Source organism: Curvibacter sp. EU05-FHT14A10 (assembly GCF_058791075.1).
The window spans coordinates 14,396-40,217 of the sequence record NZ_JBYTDE010000025.1; the positions used below are offsets into that span (position 1 = coordinate 14,396).

A 25,822-nucleotide genomic window follows, 5' to 3' on the forward strand; every position below is an offset into this window, starting at 1 on the left:
CCCATCGGGGTCAGGAGATTCGCATGATGAGCAAACGCGCGACAACACGATGGCCCCTGCTGCTCTGGCTGGGCCTGCTGGGCCTGCTGCTGAGTGGCTGCGCCAGCACCCACTGGCAGGTCGAGAGCGATGTCGAAACCTATGCCAGCACCCCGGTGGTGAGCCCTGGCAGCCGTTTCCGTTTCGAGCGCCTGCCCTCGCAGGAACAGGCCACACCGCCTGAAGCCCAGGCCCGCATCGAGGCCCTGGCCCAAAAGGCACTTGAGAAGGTCGGCCTGCAGCGCGACGACGCCAACGCCCAGTTCAGCGTGCAGGTCGGTGTGCGCACCACCACGGTCACCGACCCCTTTGCCCCCTACCCCTTCGGGGGCTGGCCAGGCTACGGCTGGTCGGGCCGGGTGTGGGCCGGACGAGGCATGTACTACGGCTCGGGCACGCGCGGCCTCTGGGGTGGCATGCCCTATGCGCCGCCGCGGGTGCTGCGCGAGGTGGCCCTGCTGATCCGCAGCCACACCGATGGCAAGGCGGTGTACGAGACCCATGCTGCCAGCGACGGCCTCACGCGCAGCGAAGAAGTCACCCTGGGTGCACTCTTCGAGGCCTCGCTGCAAGGCTTTCCGACCCCGCCCACCGGGCTGCGGCGCGTCAACATCGACGTGATGATGCCGCCCTGAGCGCTGCCGCGCACAAGCACTCGCCGCATCGTCGGGCGCCTAGAATGGTCGCCATGGACGTCACCCGAATCATTGCCATCCGACATGGCGAAACCGCCTGGAACGTGGACACCCGCATCCAGGGCCAGCTCGACATCCCCCTCAACGATCAGGGCCTGTGGCAGGCGCGCCGAGTGGGCGCCGCACTGGCCTCCGAGGCGCTGCACGCCATCTATGCCAGCGATCTGGCCCGGGCCTGGCAGACCGCCGGCCAGATCAGCGAGCACACCGGCCTCAGCATCACCCCACACACCGGTCTGCGCGAACGCGGCTTTGGCAGTTTCGAAGGCCGCACCTTTGCCCAGATTGAAACCGAGTTGCCCGACCAGGCGCACAAATGGCGCACCCGCGACCCCGAGTTCGCCCCAGAAGGCGGCGAATCGCTGCTGAGCTTTCGCCAGCGTGTGGTCAGCACCGCGGCCGAACTGGCCGCCCGCCACGCCGGCGAACAGATCGTGCTGGTCGCCCACGGCGGTGTGATGGATGTGCTGTACCGCGCCGCCACCGGCCAGGAGCTTCAGGCCCCGCGCACCTGGGCACTGGGCAATGCCGCCATCAACCGCCTGCTCTGGACACCGCAGGGCTTCACCCTGGTGGGCTGGTCCGACACCCAACACCTTCAAGACGAGTCCCTGGATGAAAACACCACCTGAGGCGCTGCTGGCCCTGCGCGGCCAAGGCACCGACGCCATCGACACCCCGGCCCTGGTGATCGACCTCGACGCCATGGACCGCAACATCCAGCGCATGGTCGACTTCAGTGCCAAGCACCAGATCCAGTGGCGCCCGCACGCCAAGATGCACAAGAGTGCCGAGCTGGCCCGCTTGTTGATCAGTGCCGGCGCCACCGGCTGCTGCGTGCAGAAGACCAGCGAGGCCGAGGCCCTGGCTGCGGGCGGCGTGAACGACATCTACATCAGCAACCAGGTGATCGCACCGGCCAAGCTGGCCCGTGTGGCCGGGTTGGCGCAAACCCTGGCCACCCGCGGCGGCTGGCTCACGCTGGCGGTGGACAGTGTGCTTGGCATCGAGCGCCTGGACCAGGCCCTGGCGCACAGCAGCGCCCGGGTGCGCGTGCTGGTCGAAATCGATGTCGGCCAGGGCCGCTGCGGCGTGGCGCCCGGCGAGGCTGCCGTGGCCTTGGTGCGCGACATCAAAGGCCGGCCGCGTCTGCAGTTTGGTGGCCTGCACGCCTACCATGGCGGGGCCCAGCACCTGCGCAGCGCCAGCGAACGTCGCCAGGCCATTGCCAATGCCGTGCAGGCCGTGAACCGCAGCTGCGAAGCGCTGCAGAGTGCCGGTTTCCAGATTCCCCTGATCACCGGCGCGGGCACCGGCACCCTGGTGCTGGAGGCTGCCAGCGGGGTGTACGGCGAGTTGCAAGCCGGCTCCTTTCTGTTCATGGACGCCGACTACTCGCTCAATGAGCGCGATCCGGCGCAACCCCAGTTCGAACACGCCTTGTTCGTCAAGACCCAGGTCATCAGCGCCCGCCACGGCCATGCGGTGTGCGATGCCGGCCACAAAAGCCACGCCGTCGACAGCGGCATGCCCCGCGTGCACACCCTGCCCGGCGCAGAACCACTGGTGTTCAGCAATGGCGGCGACGAGCATGGCCTGCTGACCACCGTGCGCCCTGCCGCGCCGCTGCCTGAGCTGGGCGCGACCCTGTGGCTGATCCCAGGCCATTGCGACCCCACCGTCAACCTGCATGACCACCTGGTCGGCGTGCGCGGCGGGCTGGAGCACGGCGTGGTCGAACGCATCATCAGCGTGGATGCGCGCGGCGCACTGACCTGATCCCTCCGGGTTGATGCGGAGGCGGCCGACGGACGGCAGCCCCAACAATGGCGGGCATGAGCGCCACCCAGATCATCGTCCTGGCCACCCCCGTGTTTTTCGCCCTGATGGCGCTGGAGTACGCCTGGGGTCGCCGCACCGGCCGCAACACCTATAGTCTGCCCGACACCTTGAGCAGCCTGGCGCTGGGCGTGCTCAGCCAATTGAGCGCCGTGTTCATGGTGGCCCTGTCGCTGGGCCTGTACACCCAGGTGTGGCGGCATGCCGCCCTGTGGCGGGCGAATGACTTCTGGTTCAGCCTGCCCGGCTGGTGGCTGGCCTTGCTGTTCTATGACTTCTGCTACTACTGGCTGCACCGCATGGGCCATGAGGTGGCCCTGCTGTGGGCGGCCCACGTGGTACACCACCAGAGTCAGCACTACAACCTGTCGACCGCCCTGCGCCAGACCAGCAGCGGCCCCCTGCTGGCCTGGCTGTTCTATCTGCCGATGGCGCTCGCCGGCGTGCCGCCCCAGCAGTTTGCCGTGGTGGCACTGATCGACCTGCTCTACCAGTTCTGGATCCACACCGAGCACGTGCCGCGCCTGGGCTGGTTCGACCGGGTCTTTGCCTCGCCCTCGAACCACCGCGTGCACCACGCCGTGAACGACGCTTACCTGGATCGCAACTACGGCGGCATCCTGATCCTCTGGGACCGCCTGTTCGGCACCTTCCGCGAGGAATCAGAACCCTGCGTGTACGGCACGCGCAAGCCCCTGAACAGCTGCAACCCGCTGTGGGCCAATGCCGAGGTCTATGCCGACCTGCTGCACACCAGTCGGCGCACCCCACGCTGGGGCGACCGACTGCGGGTGTGGTTCAAGCCGCCAGGCTGGCAGCCGCCCGGCCTGGGCGCCGTGAAACCGGCCTTCGACCCGGCCACCGTGCCCCGCTTCGACCCGCCTTTATCGGGCCCCCAGGTCCTGTTCTGCGGCGCGCAGTTTCTGGCCCTGCTGGGCGCCTCGGCCAGCTTTTTATGGCTGGCCGAAGGCCACGCGCTGCCGCAGCTGCTGCCCTGGGCCGCGGCCCTGGGGCTGGGCTGGTGGTGTCTGGGCGCCGCCCTGCAAGGGCGCCTGGCCTGGTTGGAGGTGGGCATGCTCGAAGCCGCGGCCCTTGCCACGCTCACAGGGGCCGAAGGTCTGCAGGGCTGGCACCACCTGTTCAAGCCGCTGGCCATGGTCTTGGCCTGGCTGTGGGTGCTGCGCCGCGCCCCGCCGGGCCAACCCGAGGGGCGGCTACTCCTGGCCCTGGGCGCCTGCCTGGTGGGCGATGTGATGCTGATGCTGCCCGGCCTGTTCCTGCCCGGCCTGGCCGCCTTTCTGATCGGCCACCTGGCCTACCTGGCGCGCTGGCGCCAGGACGCCCCCTGGCTGGCCAGCCGCCGGGCCCTGCTGGGCTGCACCAGCGCCGGGGCCTTGATGCTGGCCGTGCTGTGGCCCCACCTGGACCCGGTGCTGCGCATCGCCGTGCCCGCCTATGTGGGCGTGATCGTGCTGATGGCCGCCCAGGCCCTGGGCCGCGCCACGGTGCTGCGCACCCCCGCCGCCTGGGGCGTGGCCGCCGGCAGCCTGTGCTTCATGGTCAGCGATTCGCTGCTGGCCCTGAACCGCTTTGTGGCCCCCCTGCCCCAGGCCACGCTGTGGGTGCTGGGCAGCTACTACCTGGCGCAGTGGCTGCTGGTGAGAAACTCAGCCCAAGCCCAAGCCCACGCCGAGCCAAGCTGATCAACCGCCCGACAAATCACTCGCGTTCTTCGACGGCGTCACCCCCAGGTGGCGGTAGGCGGCCAGGGTGGCGATGCGCCCGCGCGGCGTGCGCTGCAGGTAGCCCTGCTGGATCAGGTAGGGCTCGATCACGTCTTCGATGGTGCCCGACTCTTCGCCGATGCTGGCGGCGATGTTGTCCAGCCCGACCGGGCCGCCATCGAAGCGGTGGATCACGGCCTCCAGCAGCTTGCGGTCCATCACGTCAAAGCCCTGCGGGTCGACATCGAGCATGGTCAGGGCACGTTCGGCGATGGCGCGGGTGATGCGGCCGTCGCCCTTGACTTCGGCGTAGTCGCGCACCCGGCGCAGCAGGCGGTTGGCGATGCGGGGGGTACCGCGTGAGCGGCGGGCAATCTCGAAGGCGCCGTCGTCATCGATCGGTGTGTTGAGCAGGCCGGCGCTGCGGCGCACGATGCGGGTCAACTCTTCGGCGGTGTAGAACTCCAGGCGCGCCACGATGCCAAAACGGTCGCGCAGCGGGTTGGTCAGCATGCCGGCCCGGGTGGTGGCCCCCACCAGGGTGAAGGGCTGCAGGTCGAGCTTGATGCTGCGCGCGGCCGGTCCCTCGCCGATCATGATGTCGATCTGGTAGTCCTCGAGCGCGGGGTAGAGGATTTCCTCCACCACGGGTGAAAGCCGGTGGATCTCGTCGATGAACAACACATCGTTCTTCTCGAGGTTGGTCAGCAGCGCGGCCAGGTCCTTGGGTTTTTCGAGCACCGGGCCGCTGGTCTGGCGCAGGTTGACGCCCAGTTCGGCCGCGATGATGTGGCTCAAGGTGGTCTTGCCCAGCCCGGGCGGGCCGAACAGCAGCACATGGTCCAGCGCCTCGGCACGCTTGCGCGCGGCGCCAATGAAGATGTCGAGCTGCTCGCGCACCTTGGCCTGGCCCACGTACTCGTCAAGCAGCTTGGGGCGCAGGGCGCGCTCGATGGCCTCTTCATGGGGCGAGGTCGGCGCCGCCGACACCACGCGCCGGTCGGGGGCGGGAACAGGGGCGAAATCGTCGGTCTGGATGGTCACGGCGGCTCAGGACAGGTCAGGGCTTCAGAAAAAACCGGGCGAGACGTCAAGCCGGCTCACCCGGGTCAAGACTATATAGCGCCGCCCTGGCAAAGACAGCGTGGCCGGCTCAAGTGAGGGCCTCGGATGCCGATAAAGCAAGTAACCTTTACTGACATTCAAATCAGAACGGTCACAAACCACGGGTCCGATGATGACGAAGAACCAAGAACACACCAGAACCCTCCTGCCGACGGACCGACCCGGCATGAATCGACCCTTGACCCTGTCTCTGCTCTTGCTGACCTGCGCCCTGGGGTTGGGCCTGGCGGGCACCGCCCGCGGGGCAGACGACCATGGCGATGCCCATGGCAAGCCCCCAGCCAAAGCCACTGAGAAGGCTGAAAAAGCCGAAAAAGCCAGCCCGGCCGCCAGCCCAGCCGACGTGGCAGCCCGGATCCGCGAAGGCGTGGAGCGCAACAACCAGGCCGGCCGCGGTGCCAAGGGCGAAGGCGCCACCGTGATCGAGGTGCGCATGCCCAAGGCCACGCCCACCAAACCCTCCGGGGCCCTGGCCAATCCGATCGATGCGCGCAGACTCGCCGCCGCCGACAAGGAAAGCAACAGCCGCGAGTACATCCGGGCCAAGGCCGCGGCCATGGCCGGGGGCGAGGACGCGCATGGCAAGGCCGAAGGGGCCGCCGCCGAGGTCCACGGCCAGCACGGCAGCGCCCACTGGGAGTACGAAGGCGAGAACGGTCCGGCGGCCTGGGGCAAGATGCAGCCCGAGTTCAGCACCTGTGGCCTGGGCCGGCGCCAATCGCCGGTGCACATCACCGATGCCGACACCCTGGTGGGGCCTGCCGAACCGCTGCAACTGCGCTACATGCCCAGCACGGCGTCGGTGGTGAACAACGGCCACACCATCCAGGTCGACCTCGACCCGGCCAGCCCCAACACGCTGACCGTGCGCGGCTCGACCTACAAGCTGGTGCAATTCCACTTCCACCACCCGGCCGAAGAGCGCATCAACTACAAGGGCTATTCGATGGTGGCCCACCTGGTGCACAAGAACGACCAGAACCAGCTGGCCGTGGTGGCCGTGCTGATGGACCCAGGGCCGGCCAGCGCCTTCATCAACAAGGTCTGGACCTACATGCCGCTGGACAACCAGGACCGCGTGCAGATGCCCCCGGGCGCCCTGAACGTGGCCGACTTGCTGCCCCCCGATCTGCGCTATTACCAGTTCCTGGGCTCGCTGACCACGCCCCCCTGCACCGAAGGCGTGCTGTGGCTGGTGCTGAAAACCCCCGTCACCCTGAGCCCGGAGCAACTGCGCCTGTTCTCCAAACTGTTCCCCAACAACGCCCGCCCCACCCAACCCCTGAACAACCGCGTGGTGCGAGAAGTGCAATGACCGGCGATGCGTGAACGTTGAGGGCCGCCAGCCCCCCTTCACCGTCCAGCCGGCCTGCAACGAAGGGGTCAGGCCGGCGCCGGGCCGCCCCAAGGCGGCCTGCGGCCCCCTCGGGGGGCAGCGACCACACGCAGTGAGGGAGCGTGGGGGCCAGTCACCCTCCAGCAAAGCGAATCTGATTGCTGCCGGCGCGCTTGGCCGCGTACATGGCGGTGTCGGCCCGAGCCAGCAGGTGGTCACGGTCGCGGGCATGTTCAGGGAACAAGGCCAGACCGGCACTGGCGCTGATGCGGATCTCCTGGTCGCCCAGCGAGTAAGGCTGGGCCAGCAGGTCGATCAGCTTGCGGGCCAGCTCGGCCGCCACGTCACGGCTCGCGACATCGAACATCACCAGCACAAATTCATCGCCCCCGATGCGGGCCAGGATGTCGGCCTGGCGCACGCCACTGCGCAGGCGGGTGGCAATGGCCTGCAGCAGGCGGTCCCCCATCTCATGACCCAGGTGGTCGTTGACGGGCTTGAATCCATCCAGATCGAGAAACATCACGGCCAGGCGCCGATCCTGACGCTGGGCCAGGGCCAGCAACTGAGCCAGGCGATCCATCAGGCTGCGCCGGTTGGGCAGGCCAGTGAGTGCATCGTGATGAGCCAGGTGCTCCATGCGGCGCTCGCTTTCCTGCAGCTTGTCCAGCAGGTAATTGAAGCCCACCACCATTTCGCCCACCTCGTCCCGGCGCACCACAGGCAGCGGGGCCAGGGGCTCCAGCCGATCGGCCATGCGGTGCATGCGCCGGGCGCTGTCGATCAGGGGCAGAAACTGGCGGCGCAGTACAAAAGCCAGCCCCACCACCACCACCGAGGCAATCACCAGGCTGGAGCGCAAAGCCAGCTTCTGCACGGCCCCCATCGCCTCAAAGGCCACTTCGGCCGGAATGCCTGCCACCACGAACCAACCGGCCGAGGGCACGCTGGCCACACCAACAATCTCTTCGCCGCCGCGGGCGTTGGTGGTCACGCCTGCGCCACGCCAGCCCGTCATGGCCCGGTCGTGCAGCGGATCGACGCCTGCCGTGGGGGTGCGTTGCAGGCGCCACTCGGGCGCCGAGGCCGCCACAACCATCTGCTCAGCCGGAGAAATCAACCAGAAATCAGCCCCTTTGTCGGTCCGGGGGCGCTGCAGCAGGTCCAGGAACCCCGGGGCGTCCAATTCCGTGACGCCGGCCAGTACGGCCAGCAGGTGCCCGCGCGGGTCTTGCACCGACACGGCCATCAACAGTTCGGCCACGCCGGAGGCCTCCGAGACCCGGGGCCGCGCCATGACAAAGCCAGGTTGTTGCACCAGGCGCTTGAACCACTCGGTTTCATGGAAGGAACTGGAGCGCTGCCGCGGGCGCGGCGGAAAATCGGCCCAGGCGCCATGCCCATCAGGGCGCACCAGAATGAACCCATGTGAGAACAGGGGCGCCAGCGTCTGGCGCTGCGCCAGCCAGGCCTGCAAAGCCTCGGGCTGCCCGAGCAGGGCCGGCGGCAACTCGATGGCCACCCGCTCCAGCAAGGCACGCCGGGCGCGCACCTTGGCATCGACGTCTTCGGCCACGTAGTTGGCCAACGTGGTCTGCTGGCCCATCACCACGTCTTGCAGACTGCCACGCACCACCATGGGCAGCAAGGTCATGCGCATGATCAGGCCCAAGGCCACGGTGGCGATGCTGATGCCAATCAAACGGGTGGCCAGGCTATTGGCAAATCGGCGAAAAGCCATCCAGAGGTTCCTGCTGCGGATTAACGGCGGTGCAATCCCGTCGCGTGTCCAAAATCTCGCAGGGGCCGGGGAAGACCTTGAACACGTTCTGAGTGAGTGGCTGTCAGTATACGGAGTCACGACCGCTCGTCGGCCTCAAGCGCAGCTTTCCAGGAAGGCGGCAATCAAGCGCGCACCGCGTCTGTCGCGCAGGCAATACAGATACTCGACCAAGCTGGGCACCTCGTCCTCAAACGGCAGCACCACCAGTTCGGGATGGGCGCTGGCCTCGTGGCGAGCAAACACACTCACCCCCATGCGCCGGATCACGGCCTCGCGGATGGCTTCGCGGCTGGCGATCTCCAGGCTGCGGCCCACCGCCACCCCGGCCCGGGCCAGGGTGGCCTCGGTGAGCTGGCGGGTGGTCGAGCCGCGCTCGCGCACGATCAGCTCGCAGCCGGCCAGGTCGCTCAGGCGCAGGGCCCGCCGCGCCGCCAGCGGGTGGCTGCGGTGCAGCAGCAGCACCAGGGGGTCGGTGCCCAGGGTGAGCCGATGCAGGCGAGCATCGGTTTCCAGGTGGGACGAGGTGGCCAGGTCCACCTGGAAAGCCAGCAGGGCATCCACCATCTGGCGCGAATTGCCCGCCCCCAGGCTCAGATCGACCAGGGGGTAGCGTTGGCGAAAGCGCTGCACGATGTCCAGCACGTAGTACGGTGCCGTGGCCCCCAGGCGCAGGTGGCCGCGCGGCTGATCACCCGAATTTCGCAGCGCGAACTCCACCTGGATCTCTTGTTGCAGCAACTGATCCACATGGGGCAGCAGTTGCACGCCCTCGTCGCTCAGGCTCAGGCGCCCACCCTGGCGGCGGAACAGCTCCACCCCGTAATGCGCCTCCAGGGCCTTGATCTGGCTGGTGACAGTGGGCTGGCTCAGGCCCAGCTGGCGCGCCGCCTGGGTCACGCTGCCCAGGCGGGCCACGGTGAAAAAGGATTTGAGTTGGCTGACGAACATGACCCAAATCCGCCAATGGTGGCTTCAGGATTTTGCGGCTTCGTGACACCGGCGTTTCACACAGGCTGCCTAAATTAGCGGCCAGAGCCCCGGCTGGCGGGCTCCACCCCCGGTCAGGCGACGTTCGCGCCGCCCCCTCGCAACGACTCTGCAACGACTTTTCAGGACACACACCATGCGCACCACCTTCTCCACCTGGGCTCGCCGACTGGGCCTGTTCGGCACCGTGCTGGCCACCGCCTTGGCCGCTTCCCAGGCATTGGCCAAGACCGAGTTGCTGGTCTACACCGCTCTGGAAGCCGACCAGATCAAGGCCTACAAGAGCGCCTTCGAGCAGGACCACCCCGAGATCGAACTGAAGTTCGTGCGCGACAGCACCGGCATCGTGACCGCCCGCCTGCTGGCCGAAAAGGCCAACCCGCAGGCCGACGTGGTGTGGGGCCTGGCCGCCACCTCGCTGATGCTGCTGGACAAAGAGAACATGCTGCAGCCCTACGCCCCCAAGGGCCTGGAGGCCGTGCGCGCCAACATGCGTGACCCGCGCGCCACCCCCACCTGGGTGGGCATGGACCTGTGGTCCTCGGCCGTGTGCTTCAACACCGTGGAAGCCGCCAAGCGCAAGCTGCCCACCCCCACCAGCTGGGCCGATCTGACCAAGCCCGAGTTCAAGGGCACGCTGACCATGCCGCATCCGGCCTCCAGCGGCACCGGCTTTCTGATGGTGTCGGCCTGGCTGCAGATGATGGGCGAGGACAAGGGCTGGGCCTTCATGGATGCGTTGCACCAGAACATGGGCGTGTACACCCACAGCGGCTCCAAGCCCTGCCGCCAGGCCGGTGCCGGCGAGTTCCCGGTGGGCCTGAGCTTCGAATACCGCGCCAACAAGACCAAGAAGGACGGGGCCCCGATCGACATCATCTTCCCCAAGGAAGGCCTGGGTTGGGACGTGGAAGCCACCGGCGTGATGAAGACCACCAAGAAGCTCGAAGCCGCCAAGGCCCTGGCCGACTGGTCGGTGACCAAGAAGGCCAACGAGCTGTACGCCGCCAACTTCGCCGTGCTGGCCCTGCCGCAGGTGCAGGAGCGCCTGGAGTTCGTGCCCTCTGACCTGGAAAAGATGCTGGCCAAGAACGATTTCGTCTGGGCCGCCGCCAACCGCGACCGCATCCTGACCGAATGGGCCCGCCGCTACGAAGCCAAGGCCGAGAAGAAATAAGCCCCCCTGCCTGTCAGCGATCCGAGCCCCGCATGCTGTCCATCCAACACATCACCAAGCGCTACCGCGCCCAACCCGTGCTGCGCGGCATCGCGCTGGACGTGGCCGCCGGTGAGTTCATCAGCCTGCTGGGGCCTTCGGGTTGCGGCAAGACCACCCTGCTGCGCATCCTGTGCGGCATCGAGACGCCCGACACCGGCAACCTGACCCTGCGTGGGCAGGACATCACGGCGTGGTCGGCCGCGCAGCGCCGCTTTGGGGTGGTGTTCCAGAGCTACGCCCTGTTTCCCAACCTGACGGCGGCCCAGAACGTGGCCTTCGGGTTGCAACACACCCCGCGCGCCCAGCAGGTCGAGCGGGTGGCCGAGATGCTGGCCCTGGTCGGCCTGGGCGAACAGGGCCACAAGGTCCCGGCTCAGCTCTCAGGTGGGCAGCAGCAACGTGTGGCCCTGGCCCGTGCCCTGGCGCCACGGCCCGAACTGCTGCTGCTCGACGAACCCCTGAGCGCACTCGACGCCCAGGTGCGCGGCAGCCTGCAGGCCGAGATCCGCCGCCTGCAACAACAGCTGGGCATCACCACCGTGATGGTCACGCACGACCAGGACGAGGCCCTGTCGATGGCCGACCGCGTGGTGGTGATGCACGAGGGCCGGATTGAACAGCAAGGCTCGCCCCGGCAGCTGTACGCCCGCCCCGAAACCCGCTTTGTGGCAGGCTTTGTCGGCCGCATGAACCTGCTGCCGGCCCGCGTCGTGGCCGCAGGCTGGCTGGAGGCCGGCAGCACCCGCCTGGCCTGCGACACCAGCGCCTACCGCACCGGCAGCCCGGTGCTGCTGGGCCTGCGCCCCGAAGCCGTGGTGCTGCAGGCGGCCCCCGACGCCGACCCAGCCCTGCCCGCCAACGGCGTGCGGGCCCGCGTGCTGGAAACCCAGTTCCATGGGCCCACCGCCTTGCTGCGCCTGCACTGCGACAGCCTGCAGGCCACACTGGACGCCCAATGGCCCACCGGGGCCGATGCCCGCCTGCCCGACTGGCTGCAGGGCGAGCTGCTGCTGAGCCTGCCCGCCCCCGCCCTGCACCTGCTGCCGCTGCCCGAATCGGTGAGGCGCGCGGCATGAGCACCCTGCCTCTGCCGCCCCCCGTGACGACGCCCCTGCCAATGGCCCCGGCATCGCCCCCACCCCCCGCCATGGCCACGCCCGAACGGCCCTGGCTCGCCGCCTTGCTGGGCGGGGCCCTGCTGTTGCTGGCCGTGGGCATCGCCCTGCCCGTGCTGGCCTTGCTGGGCATGAGCCTGTGGGGCAGCTCGGGCGAATTCGTCGGCCTGGCGCACTTTGCCGCCTATGCCCGCAGCCCCAATGTGCTGACCTCGCTGTTCAACAGCCTGTGGCTGTCGGCCCTGAGCGCCAGCGTGTGCGTGCTGCTGGCCTATGGCTATGCCTACGCCTTGACCCAGTCCTGCGTGCGCGGGGCCCGCCTGTTCCGTGCCGTGGCCCTGATCCCGCTGCTGGCCCCCTCGCTGCTGATGGCCATCAGCCTGATCTACCTGTTCGGCAACCAGGGCCTGCTCAAGGGCGCACTGCTGGGGCTGCCGGCCTATGGGCCCTTTGGGATCGTCACAGGCTCGGTGCTGTGGACTTTTCCGCACGCCCTGCTGATTCTCAGCACCGCCCTGGCCACCAGCGATGGGCGGCTGATCGAGGCCGCCACCACCCTGGGCGCCAACCGCTGGCGCGTGTTCTGCCAGGTCACCCTGCCGGGCAGCCGCTATGGTCTGATGATTTCGTGGATCGTGGTGTTCGTGCTGGTGATCACCGACTTCGGCGTGCCCAAGGTCATCGGGGGCAACACCCAGGTGCTGGCCACCGACATCTACAAGCAGGTGATCGGCCAGCAGAACCTGCCCATGGGGGCGGTGGTGGCGCTGATCCTGCTGCTGCCGGCGGCCCTGGCCTTTGCCGCCGAACACCACCTGCGCGCACGCCAGAACGCCAGCCTGGGGGTGCGCTCAGTGCCCTACCAGCCTCAACCCCAGCCGGGCTTGGACCGCGCCCTGTTCGCCTACTGCAGCCTGATCGCCCTGGCCTTGCTGGGCGTTCTGGCGGTGGCCGTGTTTGCCTCGCTGGCCAATTACTGGCCCTACAACCTCACACCTTCGTTCAAGAACTATGACTTTGACATGATGGACGGCGGTGGCTGGGCCAGCTATGGCAACTCGCTGCGCATGGCTGCCGGCACGGCCGTGCTGGGCAGCGCGCTGAGCTTTCTGACCGCCTACCTGGTCGAGAAACCACGCAGCTTTGCCGGGGCCCGCCAGGTGCTCAACGCCATCGCCTCGGTGCCCATGGCCGTGCCTGGCCTTGCATTGGGCCTGGGCTACATCCTGTTCTTCAACGCCGGCTGGAACCCCTTGCATGGCCTGTATGGCAGCCTGACGCTGATGAGCCTCTGCACCGTGGCGCATTGCTTCTCGGTGGCCCACATCACGCAGCTGACCGCCTTGCGCCAACTCGACCGCGAGTACGAACTGGTGGCCGAATCTCTGGGCGTGCCGTTCTGGAAAACGCTGTGGCGCGTGCACCTGCCGGTGTGCCTGCCGGCCCTGCTGCAGGTGGCGGGCTACTTTTTCGTGAGTGCCATGACCACCGTGTCGGCGGTGGTCTTCATCTACTCGCCCGAAACCACCCTGGCCTCGCTGGCCGTGCTGGCCATGGACGACGCGGGCGACATCGCCCCGGCCGCGGCCATGGCCACGCTGATCTTCATCAGCGCCGCGATGGGCCGCGCGCTGCTGGGGGCACTGGAGCGCCTGCTGGTGACGCGAACGCAGCGCTGGAGAAGCCGCTGATGACAGCTTGCCATCCCCCCGGCAGCCGCTGCAGGGCCACCGGCCCGCCCCAGACCTGACGCCCCGCTGAGCCCCCCGATGCCCGCCAAGGCCCGTCAAGGCCTGTCGAAGTGGCCGGCAGGGGCGCGCTCGCCCCTGCCCCTTGTCGCCCCCCTCCCTCAACCTTCCCAATCCCCAATGAACAACAACGAACCCTGTGATCTGCTCGTGGTGGGCGCCGGCATTGTCGGCCTGGCCCACGCCTACTGGGCCGCGCGGCGCGGCCTCAAGGTGGTGGTGGTGGAGCGCGATGCCCAGTGCATCGGCGCCTCCATCCGCAACTTCGGCTTTGTCACGGTCACCGGCCAGAAAGCCGGCGCCCATTGGCGCCGCGCCCTGCGCTCGCGGCAGGTGTGGGCCGAAGTGGCCCCCCAGGCGGGCATCGAGGTGCTGCACCAGGGCCTGTGGCTGCGCGCCCAGCGGCCCGCCTCGCAGGCGGTGCTGGAGGCCTTCATGCGCACCGAGATGGGCGAGCACTGTGAGCTGCTGAGCCCCGCCGAAGCCGCGCGGCGCCACCCGGCGCTGCAGACCGACGGCCTGCAGTCGGTGCTGTACAGCCCGCACGAGCTGCGCGTGGAGTCGCGCAGCGCGATCCCGCAGCTCACGCAGTGGCTGGCCGAGGTGCTGGGGGTTCAGTTCCGCTTCGGCGAAACCGTGCAAGCGGTGGAGACGCCCGTGGTCGAGACCTCGCGCGGCCGCTACCGGGCCGAGCGCGTGGTGGTGTGCACCAATGCCGAACTCAACGGCCTGTTCGCGCCGCAATGGACGCCGCACCAGATCCGCCTGTGCCAGTTGCAGATGCTGCGCGTGCGGCCCCAGCCCGGCTTCAGGCTGCAGGGCTCGGTGATGGGCGATCTGAGCCTGGTGCGCTACGAGGGTTACTCCGAACTGCCTGAAGCCCAGGCCGTGCGAGAGCAACTGCTGCACGAAGAGGCCCTGAGCCTGCAGCACGGCATCCACCTGATCGTGGTGCAGAGCGCCGACGGCTCGCTGGTGGTGGGCGACTCGCACCATTACGGGCCGGTGCTGCCGCCGTTCGCGCTCGAAGAGGTGGACCAGCTGATCCTGCGCCACCTGCGCGAAGCCCTGCACCTGAGCCAGGCCGAGGTGAGCGAACGCTGGGTGGGCACCTACCCATCGTCGGCCACCGAGCCCTGCATCGTGCAGGCGCCCGACGCCCAGACCCGCCTGGTGACCGTGACCGGCGGCACCGGCGCCAGCACCGCCTTCGGCCTGGCCGAGGAAGTCTTCAACGCCTGGTGAAACCCAGCGGAACTCACAGATGAACCCCACCCCCCTCTCCCCCCTGTCCTTGCAGGCCGTCGTGTTCGACTGGGCCGGCACCGTGATCGACTTCGGCAGCCTGGCCCCCATGGACGCCTTTGTGCAACTGTTTGCGCGCTACGGCGTGCGCATCGACGTGGCCGAAGCCCGGGTGCCCATGGGCCTGGCCAAGTGGGACCACATCCACGCCCTGGGCCATGCCCCCCGCATTGCGGCCGAGTGGCTGCGCGTGCACGGCCGCCCTTTTGACGACGCCGACTGCGACACGCTGTACGAGGTCTTCACGCCCATGAACGCAGCCAGCGTGCGCGACCATGCGCAACTGATCCCGGGCGCCCTGGCCACCGTGCAGGCCCTGCGCGAACGCGGCCTGAAGATTGGCTCAACCACCGGTTACAACCGCCCCATCATGGAGGTGGTGCAGCCCCTGGCCGCCGCCCAGGGCTACATGCCCGACAACCTGGTCTGTGCGGGCGACATGGACAGTGCCCGCCCCGGCCCGCTGATGATGGTGCGCACCCTGTCCGACCTGCAGGTGTGGCCCCCGGCCGCGGTGGTCAAGGTGGACGACACCGTGCCCGGCCTGCAGGAGGGCCGGGCCATCGGTTGCTGGGTGGTGGGCCTGGCCGTCAGCGGCAACACCCTGGGTCTGACAGAAGCCCAGTGGCGCGCCACGCCCGAGCCCGAGCAGCACCGGCTGCGCGCCCAGGCCAGGGCCGAGCTGCTGGCCGGCGGGGCACACGAGGTGATCGACAGCGTCGCCGACCTGCTGCCGGTGCTGGCGACCATCGAGGCCCGGCTGGCCCGGGGCGAGCGACCCGACTGACACCCACTCGCTTGACAGCGCCCTGGCCGCCAGCGGCCCGGAGGCCCGACGGCCAGCGCCGTCACCAGCTGGCGCGGTACTGCATGCGCTCCTGCCGCCCCAGGGTGGCCGGCAGGTAGCGCCGGCGCAGGGCGGCCACCGCCTGCATGCCCTGGCGGTCCACCGCCAGATCCGGGGTCAGGCCATGAACCGGGTCCAGCAGCAGGCCATAGGCGGCGCGGGCCAGCACCAGGTCCAGGCCTGGCACATGGGCCTGCAGCAACGCACAGGCGGCGGCCGGCTCGCGGCGACACCAGGCCAGGCCCTGCCGGTAGGCCTGCAAAAAGGCCTTGAGCTCAGCCGGATGCCGTTCGGCCCAGACCTGGCGGGTGGCCCCCACCGTGCCTTGGTAGTGCGGCAAGGCATCGGCCGAACGGGCCAGCACCCGGCAGCCCTGCCGGGCCGCCAGCAGCTCGTATGGGGTGCGCAGCAGGGTGGCGGCACAACGCCCCCCCAGCAAGGCCTGGTAGCGCTGCTCGGTGCTGCCCTGCGGCTCGATGCGCAGCGAAGCCTGCGGCAGGCCGGCCCGGGCCAGCAGCTCGTACAACACCAAGGCAAAGCCGGTGTCGGGGGCGTCCACCGCCAGCACCCGGCCCCGCAGATCGTCCAGCGTGCGGATGCCGGGCGCCGCCACCAGGCTCAGAAAGCCGGCGTCGCCCCCCAGCACGATGACCGCATCGGGCTCGCCGGGCACCGGCACCTCAGCCAGGTTCTGCTGGTAGGCCACCACGTTGTCGGCACTGACCAGGATCAGGGGGTAATGGCCCGCCGCAAAGCCCTCCATCATGGCCCGCGAATTGGGCGTGAGCGTGAGCTCGATCGCCAGGCCCCGAAGCTCGAAAAAGCCTTGCTCGATGGCCGCCCAAAGGGGCAGGTTCCAGCCGCCATCAAACACGCACACCGGCAAGTGCAGAACCGTGCTCATGGGCTCAGAGGGACTGCAGGTACAAGGCCAGGTCGTGCACCTGGTCCGGCGTCAGGGGGCCGGCCTCAGCCGCCATGGCGGCGCCATCGGCCCGGTCGTGGCCTTTGAACACCGCCAGTTGCAGGGCCAGGTAGCGGGCGTTCTGCCCGGCCAGCCGCGGAATGGTGCCCAGGCCCTGGGCTTGGGCACCATGGCAGGCCGCGCAGGCCAGCACACCACGGGCCGGCTCACCGCCCAGGAACAAGGCCTGCCCCCGGGCCTGTGCGGCCAGTTGGGCCGGCGAGCGGGCCTCGGCGCGGGGCGGCGCCGGTGGCTGGGCCGCGTAATAAGCCGCCAGCGCCTGCAGATCCGACTCGCGGAGCCAGGACACCACGCCCCACATGAAGCGCTGGGCGTTCAGGTTGGCACGGCTGTGATCGCGGTAGGCCTTGAGCTGCCCCAGCAGGTAGGACTCGCTCTGCCCCGCCAGGCTGGGAAACTGGCCCGAATCCGTGCGCCCCCCGGGTCCATGGCAGGTCACGCAGACCTGGCTCGCCAAAGCCGGGGCTTGCGGGGCCGGCACCGATTGCGCGCCGGCCAGGGCGCCCCAGCAGGACATGGCCAGCACACCAGCGGCCAGAAAATGCTTTTTCATGCGATGTCCTTCGATTCAGTACAAAAACCACAGCCCGAGAAACAGGGTGTTGTTGTCGGAGGGCTTGCGGCCCCGGCCGTCGATGTTGGCGCTGGCACCGTTCCACTTCAGGTACCCGGTGTACTGCAGCATCAGGCGCATCTGCGGGTTCAGGTTGTAGTCCAGCTCGGCGATGAGACTGCGGGTGTCGGGGCGATCACTGACCAACGCCCCCGTGGCACCATCGCGCACCCGGCCATACAGGCCGGCATCACGGCTGCCACGCACGTCCACATAGGCCAGTGAGGCGCCGTAGGTGCGCTCATACAGATACGAAGCCTTGAGCCGCAGGGCCTGCAGGTGGTTGTCGGAATGACTGGCCCCACCCCGGCCAAAGGTGGCCTTCAGGTTTTGCTTCTCATGCCCCAGCGAGCCCTGCAGCGAGAAGATCGACGGGTCGGAGAGGTACTGGTACTGCGCATCCAGGCCCAGATCGGTGAAGCGGTCCGTGCTGCCGTGCGGCGTGCCAGGATCGGGGTACTTGTCGACCACCAAGCCGTAGTGGCCCAGCATCAGCGAATGAGCCCCCCATTCTCGGTTCCAGGCCAGGCGCCAGTAGGGGTTGTTGTAGCCGCGCAGGCGGTTCAGGGTGTCCAGCGCCACCCCAGTGCTCAGCACCCGCCAGGTGTTCACCGCGCTGCCATAGCTGCTGAATTCGCCATACCACTGGCGGTCCCACCAGGCATAGGCCCCCAGGCCCACCACTTTCTGACCCAGGCCGCCGTCCAGCACCATGCTGCCCATGGCCTGGGGCCGAGGCAGGTTCGAGCCCGTGAAAGGGATTCCCCGCCACACCGGCGTGCTGTTCCACACATCCTGCAGGGTCGGGTTGTTGTTCAGGTTGAAGCCCAGCACCAGGTCTTTGCCCGCGAGCCTGAGGCGCTGGATGGCGCGCAGGTCGAAGTCATGGATGCCGGCATGCCCCACCGTGCCGCCATCCTGGCCGGGCACCCGGTTGTTGTTGTAGGCCCACTGGGTGTAGCCCCCCAGATGGTCGTTGATCTTGCCGGCCGCAAACACCGAGAGTCGGTCGAACTGCAGATCCTCCTGGTGCGGCATCAGCGTGCGGCCGCCCGCATCCTGCGACTGGGCCATCTGGGTCAGCGAGGCCTGCATCATCACCGCCAGCGGCACCGCCGCCCGCTCGCCCCAGGTGTAGCCATTGAGTTTGAACTCGCGCCCGAAGGGGGTCAACTCGGGGAATGCGGTGTGGCAGGCCACGCAGTTCTCGCCGGTCTGGCGGGCAAAGGCGGGTACGGCCTGGGCAGGCGCCGCGAACAGGGCGCACAGCAGCAGGCCCCAGGTCACAACGAGAGGACGGATCAAGGCTAGGGGGCGTCTGTTTGACATGGCGGTGCTCCTGGTTGCTGCGCCGACAGCGAGACGCAAGGGCAGAGGATGCAAGCGGCGACACGGCCGCGGGCCCGCCATTTGCAATCAACCGTTTCATCGTCCCGGGCGGTGCCCGCCCCCCCACGCAGGCCAAGCGAGGGGTCACCGCCCCCTGGCCCGTGCTGAATTGGAGCGGGCGGTGACCCGCAAAGCGCACACAACGGTTTCGTGAATGGGGCCAAAAGCACAAAATGTGACTTTGCGACCGGCCTCGCCAGCACCACACAGCGCCCCAAGAAGGCAGGAGACACCATGAAGTTGAGGGTCAATGAGCAGGAGACGGAATTCGAAGCGCCACCCGACATGCCTCTGCTGTGGGTGCTGCGCGATGAGCTGGGCCTGGTCGGTACCAAGTTCGGCTGCGGCGTGGCGTCCTGCGGGGCCTGCACGGTGGAGGTCGATGGCGTGGCCATGCGTTCGTGCGTGGTTCCGGCCAGTGCGCTGGTCGGGCGCTCGGTGCGCACCATCGAGGCGCCGCCCGACCGCATCGTGGCGGCGCTGCAGGCGGCCTGGGTGCGGCACCAGACCCCCCAGTGCGGCTACTGCCAGGGCGGCATGATCCTGGCGGCGGCCTCGCTGCTGCGCCAGAACCCGGCCCCCAGCGATGCCGACATCGACCAATCCATCACCAACCTGTGCCGCTGCGGCACCTACCAACGCATCCGCGCAGCCATCCACGATGCAGCGCAAGCCCTGCAGGGAGCCCGCGCATGAGCCCCGCCATGAGCCCCACACTGAACCGCCGCCGTTTCCTGCTCACCGGCGCGGCGCTCGGTGGCGGCCTGCTGGTGGGCTGCAGCGCCCAGCGCCTGGGCGAAGGCGCCACCTTCGAGCCGGTGGACGGCCAGGTGGCCCTGAATGCCTGGGTCAAGATCACGCCCGATGACCGGGTGATCGTGGCCGCACCGCGCTCCGAGATGGGCCAGGGTGTGCACACCGGCCTGGCCCAGTTGCTGGCCGACGAACTGGACGCCCGTTGGGAGCAGGTCAGCGTCGAAGCCGCCCCGCTGGCCCGCGTGTACGCCAACACCGCCTTGCTGCTGAACGTGTCGCCCCTGCTGCCCGACGATGACGGCCTGCTGGCCCGCCTGACCCGGGCCTCGTTGCAGACGGTGGGCTATGCGCTGGCCCTGCAGGTGACCGGGGGCTCATCCAGCATCCGTGATGCCTGGGAGCCCCTGCGCCTGGCTGGCGCCACGGCGCGCCAGCAACTGATGGGCGCCGCGGCCCAGCGCTGGCAGGTGCCGCTGGCCGAGCTGACGGTGCAAGAAGGCGTGGTGCGGCATGCCGCCAGCGGCCGGGCCCTGCGCTTCGGCGAACTGGCCCAGGCTGCCGCGGCCCTGCCGGCCCCCGAAGACGTGGCGATGAAGCCCTCCGCGGCGCGCCGCCTGATCGGCCAGCCCGTGCCCCGCACCGACATCCCGGCCAAGGTCAACGGCCAGGCGCGCTTCGGCATCGACACCCGCCTGCCCGGCCTGCTGTATGGCGCGATCCGGCAGTGCCCGGTGTTCGGCGGTCGTCTGCACCCCTTCGACCTGCAGGCCGCACGGGCCCTGCCCGGTGTGAAAGACGTGATCACCGTGAACGAGCAGGCCGTGGTGGTGCTGGCCGGCAACACCTGGACCGCGCAGCAGGCCGTCAACGCCCTGCCGCTGCAATGGGACGAAGGCCCCCATGCCCAGCTCGATTCGGCCGCCGTGTCGGCCCAGCTGCGAGCGGCCCTGCAGACCCCCGGCACCCGCTTTCGCCACCAAGGCGACGCCGCTGCAGTGCTGGCCCAGACCCCGGCGCCGCAACGTCTGCAGGCCGAGTACGAGGTGCCCTTCCTGGCCCACGCTGCGCTGGAGCCCGTGAACTGCACCGCCCAGGTCAAGGGCGGGCGGGTCACGGTGTGGTGCGGCACCCAGGCGCCCTCGCTGGCCCAATGGCTGGCCGCCCGGGTGGCCGATGTCGATACCGATCAGGTCACCGTGCATGTGCCTTACCTGGGCGGCGGTTTCGGCCGCCGGCTCGAATCCGACATGGTGGAGCAAGCCGTGGCCGTGGCCCTGCGCACGCAGGGCGCGCCGGTCAAACTGACCTGGTCGCGCGAGGAAGACCTGCAACACGACATGTACCGCCCCGCGGCCATGGCCCGCTTCGAGGCTGCCCTGGATGAACAGGGCCACCCCCTGGCCTGGCGCAACAGCGTGGCCGCCCCCTCGATCGGCCTGTCGACCATGCAACGCCTGCTGCCCAGCCTGGCCATGGACATGCCCGACAAGAACCAGATCGAGGGCGCCTTCGAACTGCCCTACGCGGTGCCCAACCTGGAGGTGCGCCAGATGCGCTGCGCCACGCCGGTGCCGGTGGGCAGCTGGCGCAGCGTCGGCCACAGCTACAACGCCTTCTTCACCGAGTGCTTTCTCGACGAACTGGCCCATGCGGCCCGGCAGGATCCGGTGGCCTATCGACTCAGCCTGCTGGCCCGGCAGCCGCGACATCAGGCGGTGCTGAAGGCCGCGGCGGAACGCGCGGGCTGGGGCCAGCCCCGGCCGGCGGGACGGGCGCTCGGCGTGGCCCTGCATGAATCCTTCGGTTCGGTCTGCGCCCAGGTGGCCGAGGTGGCTGCCGAGGGCGGCCGGCTGCGCGTGCACCGCGTGGTGGCGGCGCTCGACTGTGGCACCGTGGTCAACCCCGACACGGTGGCTGCGCAACTGCAAAGCGCCATCGTCTACGGCCTGAGCGCGGCCCTGATGGGCGAAATCACCCTGCAGGCCGGGCGCGTGCAGCAGCGCAACTTCCCCGACTACGACGCGATCCGCCTGGCCGACATGCCGCACATCGACACCGTGCTGCTGCCCAGCCAGGCACCGCCCGGCGGCGTGGGTGAACCCGGTACGCCGCCCCTGGCGCCAGCGGTGGCCAATGCCTGGTTTGCACTGAGCGGTGAACGCCTGCGCAGGCTGCCGCTGAGACCGGCCCAACAAGTCAAGACCACCTGACAAACCCGGAGCAGCAAAGCCAGCGAACCGGGTCACAATCGCGCCATGAAAGCGCACAAGACCCTGCTGCGGCACCTGCTGCTGACCCGCTACGAATGGATCGAGCAGCGCATGCTGGCCCGCGCGGCGCGCAATGGGTATGGCGAGGTCACGGCCGCCATGAGTCGGCTGTTCACCCACCTGGGCGGGCGGCCGGTCGGGCTGTCCGAGTTGGCCCGCAGGCTCGGGGTGTCGCGCCAAGCCGTGCACCAACTGGCCCGCGAAGCAGCGGCCCTGAATCTGGTTGAATTCGTGGCCAGCGAGACCGATGGCCGGGTCAAGCTGCTGCGCTTCACCCAGCGCGGCTGGGCCATGTCGGACAGCGCGGCCGAAGAGATCGAGGCCATCGAAGCCGAGATCGCCCAGCAGATCGGCGCCCCGGCGGTGCAAACCCTGCGCGAACTGCTGGCCCAGCCCTGGAGCCCCGACGAGCGCTGACGGGCCAACCCCGGGTAAACACCCAGCGCCGATCAGGTCCGATCCATTGACAGCCCTCGGTTGAGGCTGAAGAATCGAACGTTCGTCAACAAGATTGACATTTAAAGCCCATCCACGGAGATGTCGGGCCTTGGACGGCAACGCCACGCCCCCCACCGAGCGTTGCCGCAGGCCTAGGCAGTGACGCCGCCGATCCGGCCGCCGGCGCACGGAGCACCGCTGTGCGGGTTCAATCGGCCGGCTTGTCAGCCATGACCTCAAGGAGATAACGCCGTGTCCAGTAACGCCATGCGGGTGGCACACTTCCAGCTGCCCGACGACCCCCCGCGGCTGCACCGCGACGAACGAGAGGCCCTGGAGCGCGATGCCTGGTTTGCCTCGCTGACCCCGCTGCTGCGCCACGACATCCTGCGGGTGCTGCAGATCGACCGCTACCGCGACGGCCAACCCCTGGCCGACCCGCTGGGCGGACAGCACCACCCTTGGATGGGCTGCGTGCGAGGCGCCGTTCGCATCTGCAGCGAGGCCTTCAGCGACCTGCCCCACACGCTCGACTTTGCCGGCCCGGGCCAATGGTTCAGCCTGGGGCCCGCGGGTGATGCGGCCGGCGATGACCTGGGCCCCGACGAGCCTGGGGTGTATGCCGTGGCCCACCGCGACACCACCGTGGTGCGCATCCCGCGTACCGCCATGGCCGGCCTGCTGCAGCGCCACCCCAGCTTCGGCCCTTCGCTGCTGAGCCAGTCGGCCTTGCAGACCCGGCGCCTGATGGAGCGCACCGACGACCTCAAATCACTCAGCCTGGGCCAGCGCCTGGCCAAGCAACTGGCGCTGATGGCCGGCCAGGCGGGCCCGCTCGGCGAAGGGGGCCCGGCCCGGGTGGTACTGGACATGGCGCAGCACGAGCTGGCCAGCCTGCTCGGGGCCTCACGCCAGCGCATCAACCAGCAGCTCAAGCGGCTGGAGCAGCTCAATGCCATCCAGGTGGCCACCGGGCGCCTGCTGGTGCGGGATCATCGGATGCTGCAGCGGATCGGGGAACAAGGCTGTTGATGTGGCCCCCACGGTCGTGCACTGCGTGTCACTCCCTGCCCCCCGAGGGGGGCCGCAGCCCGCCTTGGGGCGGCCCGGCGGCGGGCTGATGTGGCCCCCACGGTCGTGCACTGCGTGTCACTCCCACGTGCGGCCGCGAGACGCGGACGCTCTTCGCCCTGTCCAGCCCTGCGCAGGCAGGCCTGGAGCCGCAGGGCTCAGCCCCCCGAGGGGGCCCAGCCCGCCTTGGGGCGGCCCGGCGGCGGGCTGATGTGGCCCCCACGCTCCCTCACTTCGTGTGGTCGCTGCCCCCCAAGGGGGCCCAGCCCGCCTTGGGACGGCCCGGCGGCGGCCTGACCTCTCCGCTTTAGGCCTGCTGGAGGCCTGGCGACCTCAACACCCAGACGCTCGCTGACGCATCGCTGCCGTCAGCCCAAAGGGCTTCTGGCCAATGCCTTACCTTGCCAGAGCCTTGAGGGCCAGTTTGATGCCTTCGCTGACGCCGACGTCGGGGGGCAGGGCCTTGAGGGCGGCGGCGGCCTCCTTGTCGTTGTAGCCGAGCGCCAGCAGGGCTTGCTGGATGTCGGCCTGGGCGTCGCTGGCGGCGGCGGGGCGCAGCAGGTCGATTTCGGCGCCGAGTTTGCCCTTGAGCTCGAGCAGCAGGCGTTCGGCCGTCTTTTTGCCGATGCCGGGCACCTTGACCAGGCGCCCCGACTCCTGCTGGGTGATGGCCTGGGCCAGCTCGTTCACGCTCATGCCCGAGAGCACGCTCAGGGCCGTGCGCGGGCCCACGCCGCTGATCTTGATCAGCTGGCGAAATGCATCGCGCTCGCCGGGCGTGCCGAAGCCATACAGAATCTGCGCGTCCTCACGCACCACGAAGTGCGTCAGCAGCGACACTTTCTCGCCCAGGCCGGGCAGGTTGTAGAAGGTGCTCATGGGCACGTCCACTTCATAACCCACGCCATGACAGTCCACCAACAGCTGCGGTGGGTTCTTGTCTGCGAGGGTTCCGGTCAATTTGCCTATCATTGCAGTCCTTGCGGCCCCGTCTCGGGGCCCTTCGGCCGGAATTATCAGCTTGATCGTCAGACACACCTTCACTCCCCACAACAACCTGCGCCTGGGCCACCTGTGCGGCGCGATGGACGAGCACCTGCGCAGCATCGAGGCGGGGTTGCAGGTCAGCATCGCGCACCGGCACGAGCAGTTCAAGGTGGACGGCCCCAAGGCCCGCGCCACCCAGGCCATGGAAGTGCTGCAGGCCTTGTATGAGATCGCCGAGCGGCCGATCCCAGCCGAGACCGTGCAGCTGATGCTGGCCGGCGACACCGCCCTGCCCGAGGCCCCGGGCGGCCAGGTGGTGCTGAGCACCCGGCGCGCCGACCTGCGTGCCCGCACCCCCACCCAGGCCATGTACCTGGACAACATCGCCACCCACGACATCACCTTCGGCATCGGCCCGGCCGGCACCGGCAAGACCTACCTGGCCGTGGCCTGCGCGGTGGACGCACTGGAGCGCAGCGCCGTGCAGCGCATCGTGCTGACCCGCCCGGCCGTGGAAGCCGGCGAGCGTCTGGGCTTTCTGCCCGGCGATCTGACGCAGAAGGTCGACCCCTACCTGCGTCCGCTGTACGACGCGCTGTACGAACTGATGGGCTACGACAAGGTACAAAAGGCCTTTGAGCGCAACGCGCTCGAAATCGCCCCGCTGGCCTTCATGCGTGGGCGCACGCTGAACAACGCCTTCGTGATCCTCGACGAGGCGCAGAACACCACGCCCGAGCAGATGAAGATGTTCCTCACCCGCATTGGCTTCGGCGCCAAGGCCGTGGTGACCGGCGACGTGAGCCAGATCGACCTGCCCAAGGGGGCGCCCAGCGGGCTGATCGATGCCGAGCGCGTGCTCAAGCGCGTCAAGGGCATTGCGGTGAGCCGCTTCACCAGTGCCGACGTGGTGCGCCACCCGCTGGTGGCCCGCATCGTGGACGCCTACGACGCTGCGGGCCGCCCCGGTACCGCCGCGCGGCGCAACGCCGATTGAGCCTGCCCTGCCCTCTCCGATGACACCCCATCCGCCCACGTCCATGTCCTTGCCTGAACTCTCGCTGTCGCTGCAATTCGCCCGCTTCCCCGACGCCGCGGCCCACCGCGCCGCCCTGCCCCGCGCCCAGGTGACGCGCTGGATCCGCCATGCCCTGCCTCAGCCGGGCGAGATCACGGTGCGCATCGTGGGCAGTGAGGAAGGGCGCGAGCTCAACCTGGCCTACCGGGGCAAGGACTACGCCACCAATGTGCTCACCTTCGACTACGCGCAAAGCCCGGTGGTGATGGCCGACCTGGTGCTGTGTGCCCCGGTGGTCGAGCGCGAGGCCCAGGAACAGAACAAGCCGCTGCAGGCCCACTACGCCCACCTGCTGGTGCATGGCACCCTGCATGCCTGCGGCTACGACCACGAAACCAACGAACGCGATGCGCTCGAGATGGAAACGCTCGAGATCCTGTTGCTGGGCGCGCTGGGCTTCCCAAACCCTTATTGACGCCCAAGGCGCATCAGGCCATCCTGAACCCGCCGCCCGCACGCCCGCGCTGGGGTCG

Annotated in this window: 23 protein-coding genes; 16 read left to right on the plus strand and 7 right to left on the minus strand. The window is 69.0% G+C overall.

The genetic code is table 11. From position 1 onward, the window contains the following. Positions 1-23 precede the first annotated feature (23 nt). Genes AC3WUT_RS27860 through AC3WUT_RS27875 form a run of 4 tightly spaced genes read left to right on the plus strand, consistent with a single transcriptional unit; the run spans position 24 to position 4,276 of the window. On the plus strand, positions 24-674 hold the full coding sequence (locus tag AC3WUT_RS27860) for a DUF4136 domain-containing protein (protein WP_492350316.1): 651 nt from the start codon (positions 24-26) through the stop codon (positions 672-674). Positions 675-727: 53 nt separating this feature from the next. Further along, on the plus strand, positions 728-1,366 hold the full coding sequence (locus AC3WUT_RS27865; protein ID WP_492350317.1) for a histidine phosphatase family protein: 639 nt from the start codon (positions 728-730) through the stop codon (positions 1,364-1,366). Beyond that, positions 1,350-2,513 carry a DSD1 family PLP-dependent enzyme gene (locus AC3WUT_RS27870; RefSeq protein WP_492350318.1) on the plus strand — a complete coding sequence of 388 codons (1,164 nt, stop codon included), beginning with the start codon at positions 1,350-1,352 and terminating at the stop codon, positions 2,511-2,513. The genes AC3WUT_RS27865 and AC3WUT_RS27870 overlap by 17 nt, the downstream gene beginning before the upstream one ends. 56 nt (positions 2,514-2,569) lie before the next feature. Next, positions 2,570-4,276, plus strand: coding sequence for a lysoplasmalogenase family protein (locus AC3WUT_RS27875; protein ID WP_492350319.1), 1,707 nt, complete (start codon positions 2,570-2,572; stop codon positions 4,274-4,276). Here the strand turns inward: AC3WUT_RS27875 and ruvB are convergent, their stop codons facing one another. Then, positions 4,277-5,341 (minus strand): Holliday junction branch migration DNA helicase RuvB, encoded by a 1,065-nt coding sequence (gene ruvB, locus AC3WUT_RS27880; RefSeq protein ID WP_492350320.1) that lies wholly within the window; start codon positions 5,339-5,341, stop codon positions 4,277-4,279. Between the two features lie 247 nt (positions 5,342-5,588). On the opposite strand from ruvB, the gene AC3WUT_RS27885 reads away from it, so the two are divergent. After that, positions 5,589-6,737: a carbonic anhydrase gene (locus AC3WUT_RS27885; RefSeq protein WP_492350321.1), complete on the plus strand. Its 1,149-nt coding sequence runs from the start codon at positions 5,589-5,591 to the stop codon at positions 6,735-6,737. Between the two features lie 154 nt (positions 6,738-6,891). Here the strand turns inward: AC3WUT_RS27885 and AC3WUT_RS27890 are convergent, their stop codons facing one another. Together AC3WUT_RS27890 and AC3WUT_RS27895 are read right to left on the minus strand one after the other, a co-directional pair. After that, the gene (locus tag AC3WUT_RS27890; protein ID WP_492350322.1) at positions 6,892-8,499 is read right to left on the minus strand and encodes a diguanylate cyclase domain-containing protein; all 1,608 of its coding nucleotides are present in this window, start codon (positions 8,497-8,499) and stop codon (positions 6,892-6,894) included. Between the two features lie 135 nt (positions 8,500-8,634). Then, positions 8,635-9,489, minus strand: a complete 855-nt coding sequence (locus AC3WUT_RS27895) for a LysR substrate-binding domain-containing protein (RefSeq protein ID WP_492350323.1) — start codon at positions 9,487-9,489, stop codon at positions 8,635-8,637. A gap of 175 nt (positions 9,490-9,664) precedes the next feature. Here AC3WUT_RS27895 and AC3WUT_RS27900 point away from each other — a divergent pair, with 175 nt between their 5' ends. From AC3WUT_RS27900 to phnX, 5 genes are all read left to right on the plus strand, one after another. Then, complete coding sequence (locus AC3WUT_RS27900; protein WP_492350324.1) at positions 9,665-10,705, plus strand: putative 2-aminoethylphosphonate ABC transporter substrate-binding protein; 1,041 nt, start codon at positions 9,665-9,667, stop codon at positions 10,703-10,705. Positions 10,706-10,737: 32 nt separating this feature from the next. Next, a complete protein-coding gene (locus AC3WUT_RS27905) occupies positions 10,738-11,823 on the plus strand; it encodes an ABC transporter ATP-binding protein (protein ID WP_492350325.1) in 1,086 nt (361 codons plus the stop codon). Then, a complete protein-coding gene (locus AC3WUT_RS27910) occupies positions 11,820-13,553 on the plus strand; it encodes a putative 2-aminoethylphosphonate ABC transporter permease subunit (RefSeq protein ID WP_492350326.1) in 1,734 nt (577 codons plus the stop codon). The genes AC3WUT_RS27905 and AC3WUT_RS27910 overlap by 4 nt, the downstream gene beginning before the upstream one ends. Positions 13,554-13,730: 177 nt before the next feature. Further along, the gene (locus tag AC3WUT_RS27915; RefSeq protein ID WP_492350327.1) at positions 13,731-14,855 is read left to right on the plus strand and encodes a TIGR03364 family FAD-dependent oxidoreductase; all 1,125 of its coding nucleotides are present in this window, start codon (positions 13,731-13,733) and stop codon (positions 14,853-14,855) included. 19 nt (positions 14,856-14,874) lie between these two features. Next, a complete protein-coding gene (gene phnX, locus AC3WUT_RS27920; protein WP_492350328.1) occupies positions 14,875-15,702 on the plus strand; it encodes a phosphonoacetaldehyde hydrolase in 828 nt (275 codons plus the stop codon). A gap of 61 nt (positions 15,703-15,763) precedes the next feature. Here phnX and AC3WUT_RS27925 read toward each other — a convergent pair whose 3' ends face one another. Genes AC3WUT_RS27925 through AC3WUT_RS27935 form a run of 3 tightly spaced genes read right to left on the minus strand, consistent with a single transcriptional unit; the run spans position 15,764 to position 18,689 of the window. Continuing rightward, positions 15,764-16,666, minus strand: coding sequence for an ABC transporter substrate-binding protein (locus AC3WUT_RS27925; protein ID WP_492350329.1), 903 nt, complete (start codon positions 16,664-16,666; stop codon positions 15,764-15,766). Positions 16,667-16,670: 4 nt separating this feature from the next. Further along, complete coding sequence (locus AC3WUT_RS27930; RefSeq protein ID WP_492350330.1) at positions 16,671-17,300, minus strand: c-type cytochrome; 630 nt, start codon at positions 17,298-17,300, stop codon at positions 16,671-16,673. Positions 17,301-17,315: 15 nt separating this feature from the next. Then, the gene (locus AC3WUT_RS27935; RefSeq protein ID WP_492350331.1) at positions 17,316-18,689 is read right to left on the minus strand and encodes a cytochrome C; all 1,374 of its coding nucleotides are present in this window, start codon (positions 18,687-18,689) and stop codon (positions 17,316-17,318) included. A gap of 294 nt (positions 18,690-18,983) precedes the next feature. On the opposite strand from AC3WUT_RS27935, the gene AC3WUT_RS27940 reads away from it, so the two are divergent. From AC3WUT_RS27940 to AC3WUT_RS27955, 4 genes are all read left to right on the plus strand, one after another. Further along, positions 18,984-19,445, plus strand: a complete 462-nt coding sequence (locus tag AC3WUT_RS27940) for a (2Fe-2S)-binding protein (protein ID WP_492350332.1) — start codon at positions 18,984-18,986, stop codon at positions 19,443-19,445. An 8-nt stretch (positions 19,446-19,453) separates the two neighbouring features. After that, the gene (locus AC3WUT_RS27945; protein ID WP_492350333.1) at positions 19,454-21,715 is read left to right on the plus strand and encodes a xanthine dehydrogenase family protein molybdopterin-binding subunit; all 2,262 of its coding nucleotides are present in this window, start codon (positions 19,454-19,456) and stop codon (positions 21,713-21,715) included. A 45-nt stretch (positions 21,716-21,760) separates the two neighbouring features. Then, positions 21,761-22,192, plus strand: a complete 432-nt coding sequence (locus AC3WUT_RS27950; RefSeq protein ID WP_492350334.1) for a MarR family transcriptional regulator — start codon at positions 21,761-21,763, stop codon at positions 22,190-22,192. Positions 22,193-22,465: 273 nt separating this feature from the next. Continuing rightward, on the plus strand, positions 22,466-23,245 hold the full coding sequence (locus AC3WUT_RS27955; RefSeq protein ID WP_492350335.1) for a Crp/Fnr family transcriptional regulator: 780 nt from the start codon (positions 22,466-22,468) through the stop codon (positions 23,243-23,245). Positions 23,246-23,680: 435 nt separating this feature from the next. Here AC3WUT_RS27955 and ruvA read toward each other — a convergent pair whose 3' ends face one another. Then, complete coding sequence (gene ruvA, locus AC3WUT_RS27960) at positions 23,681-24,256, minus strand: Holliday junction branch migration protein RuvA (RefSeq protein WP_492350336.1); 576 nt, start codon at positions 24,254-24,256, stop codon at positions 23,681-23,683. Between the two features lie 49 nt (positions 24,257-24,305). On the opposite strand from ruvA, the gene AC3WUT_RS27965 reads away from it, so the two are divergent. Both AC3WUT_RS27965 and ybeY read left to right on the plus strand, forming a co-directional pair. Beyond that, positions 24,306-25,268 (plus strand): PhoH family protein, encoded by a 963-nt coding sequence (locus AC3WUT_RS27965; protein WP_492350337.1) that lies wholly within the window; start codon positions 24,306-24,308, stop codon positions 25,266-25,268. Between the two features lie 43 nt (positions 25,269-25,311). Beyond that, positions 25,312-25,764, plus strand: coding sequence for an rRNA maturation RNase YbeY (gene ybeY, locus AC3WUT_RS27970; RefSeq protein WP_492350338.1), 453 nt, complete (start codon positions 25,312-25,314; stop codon positions 25,762-25,764). The last annotated feature ends 58 nt before the right edge of the window (positions 25,765-25,822 follow it).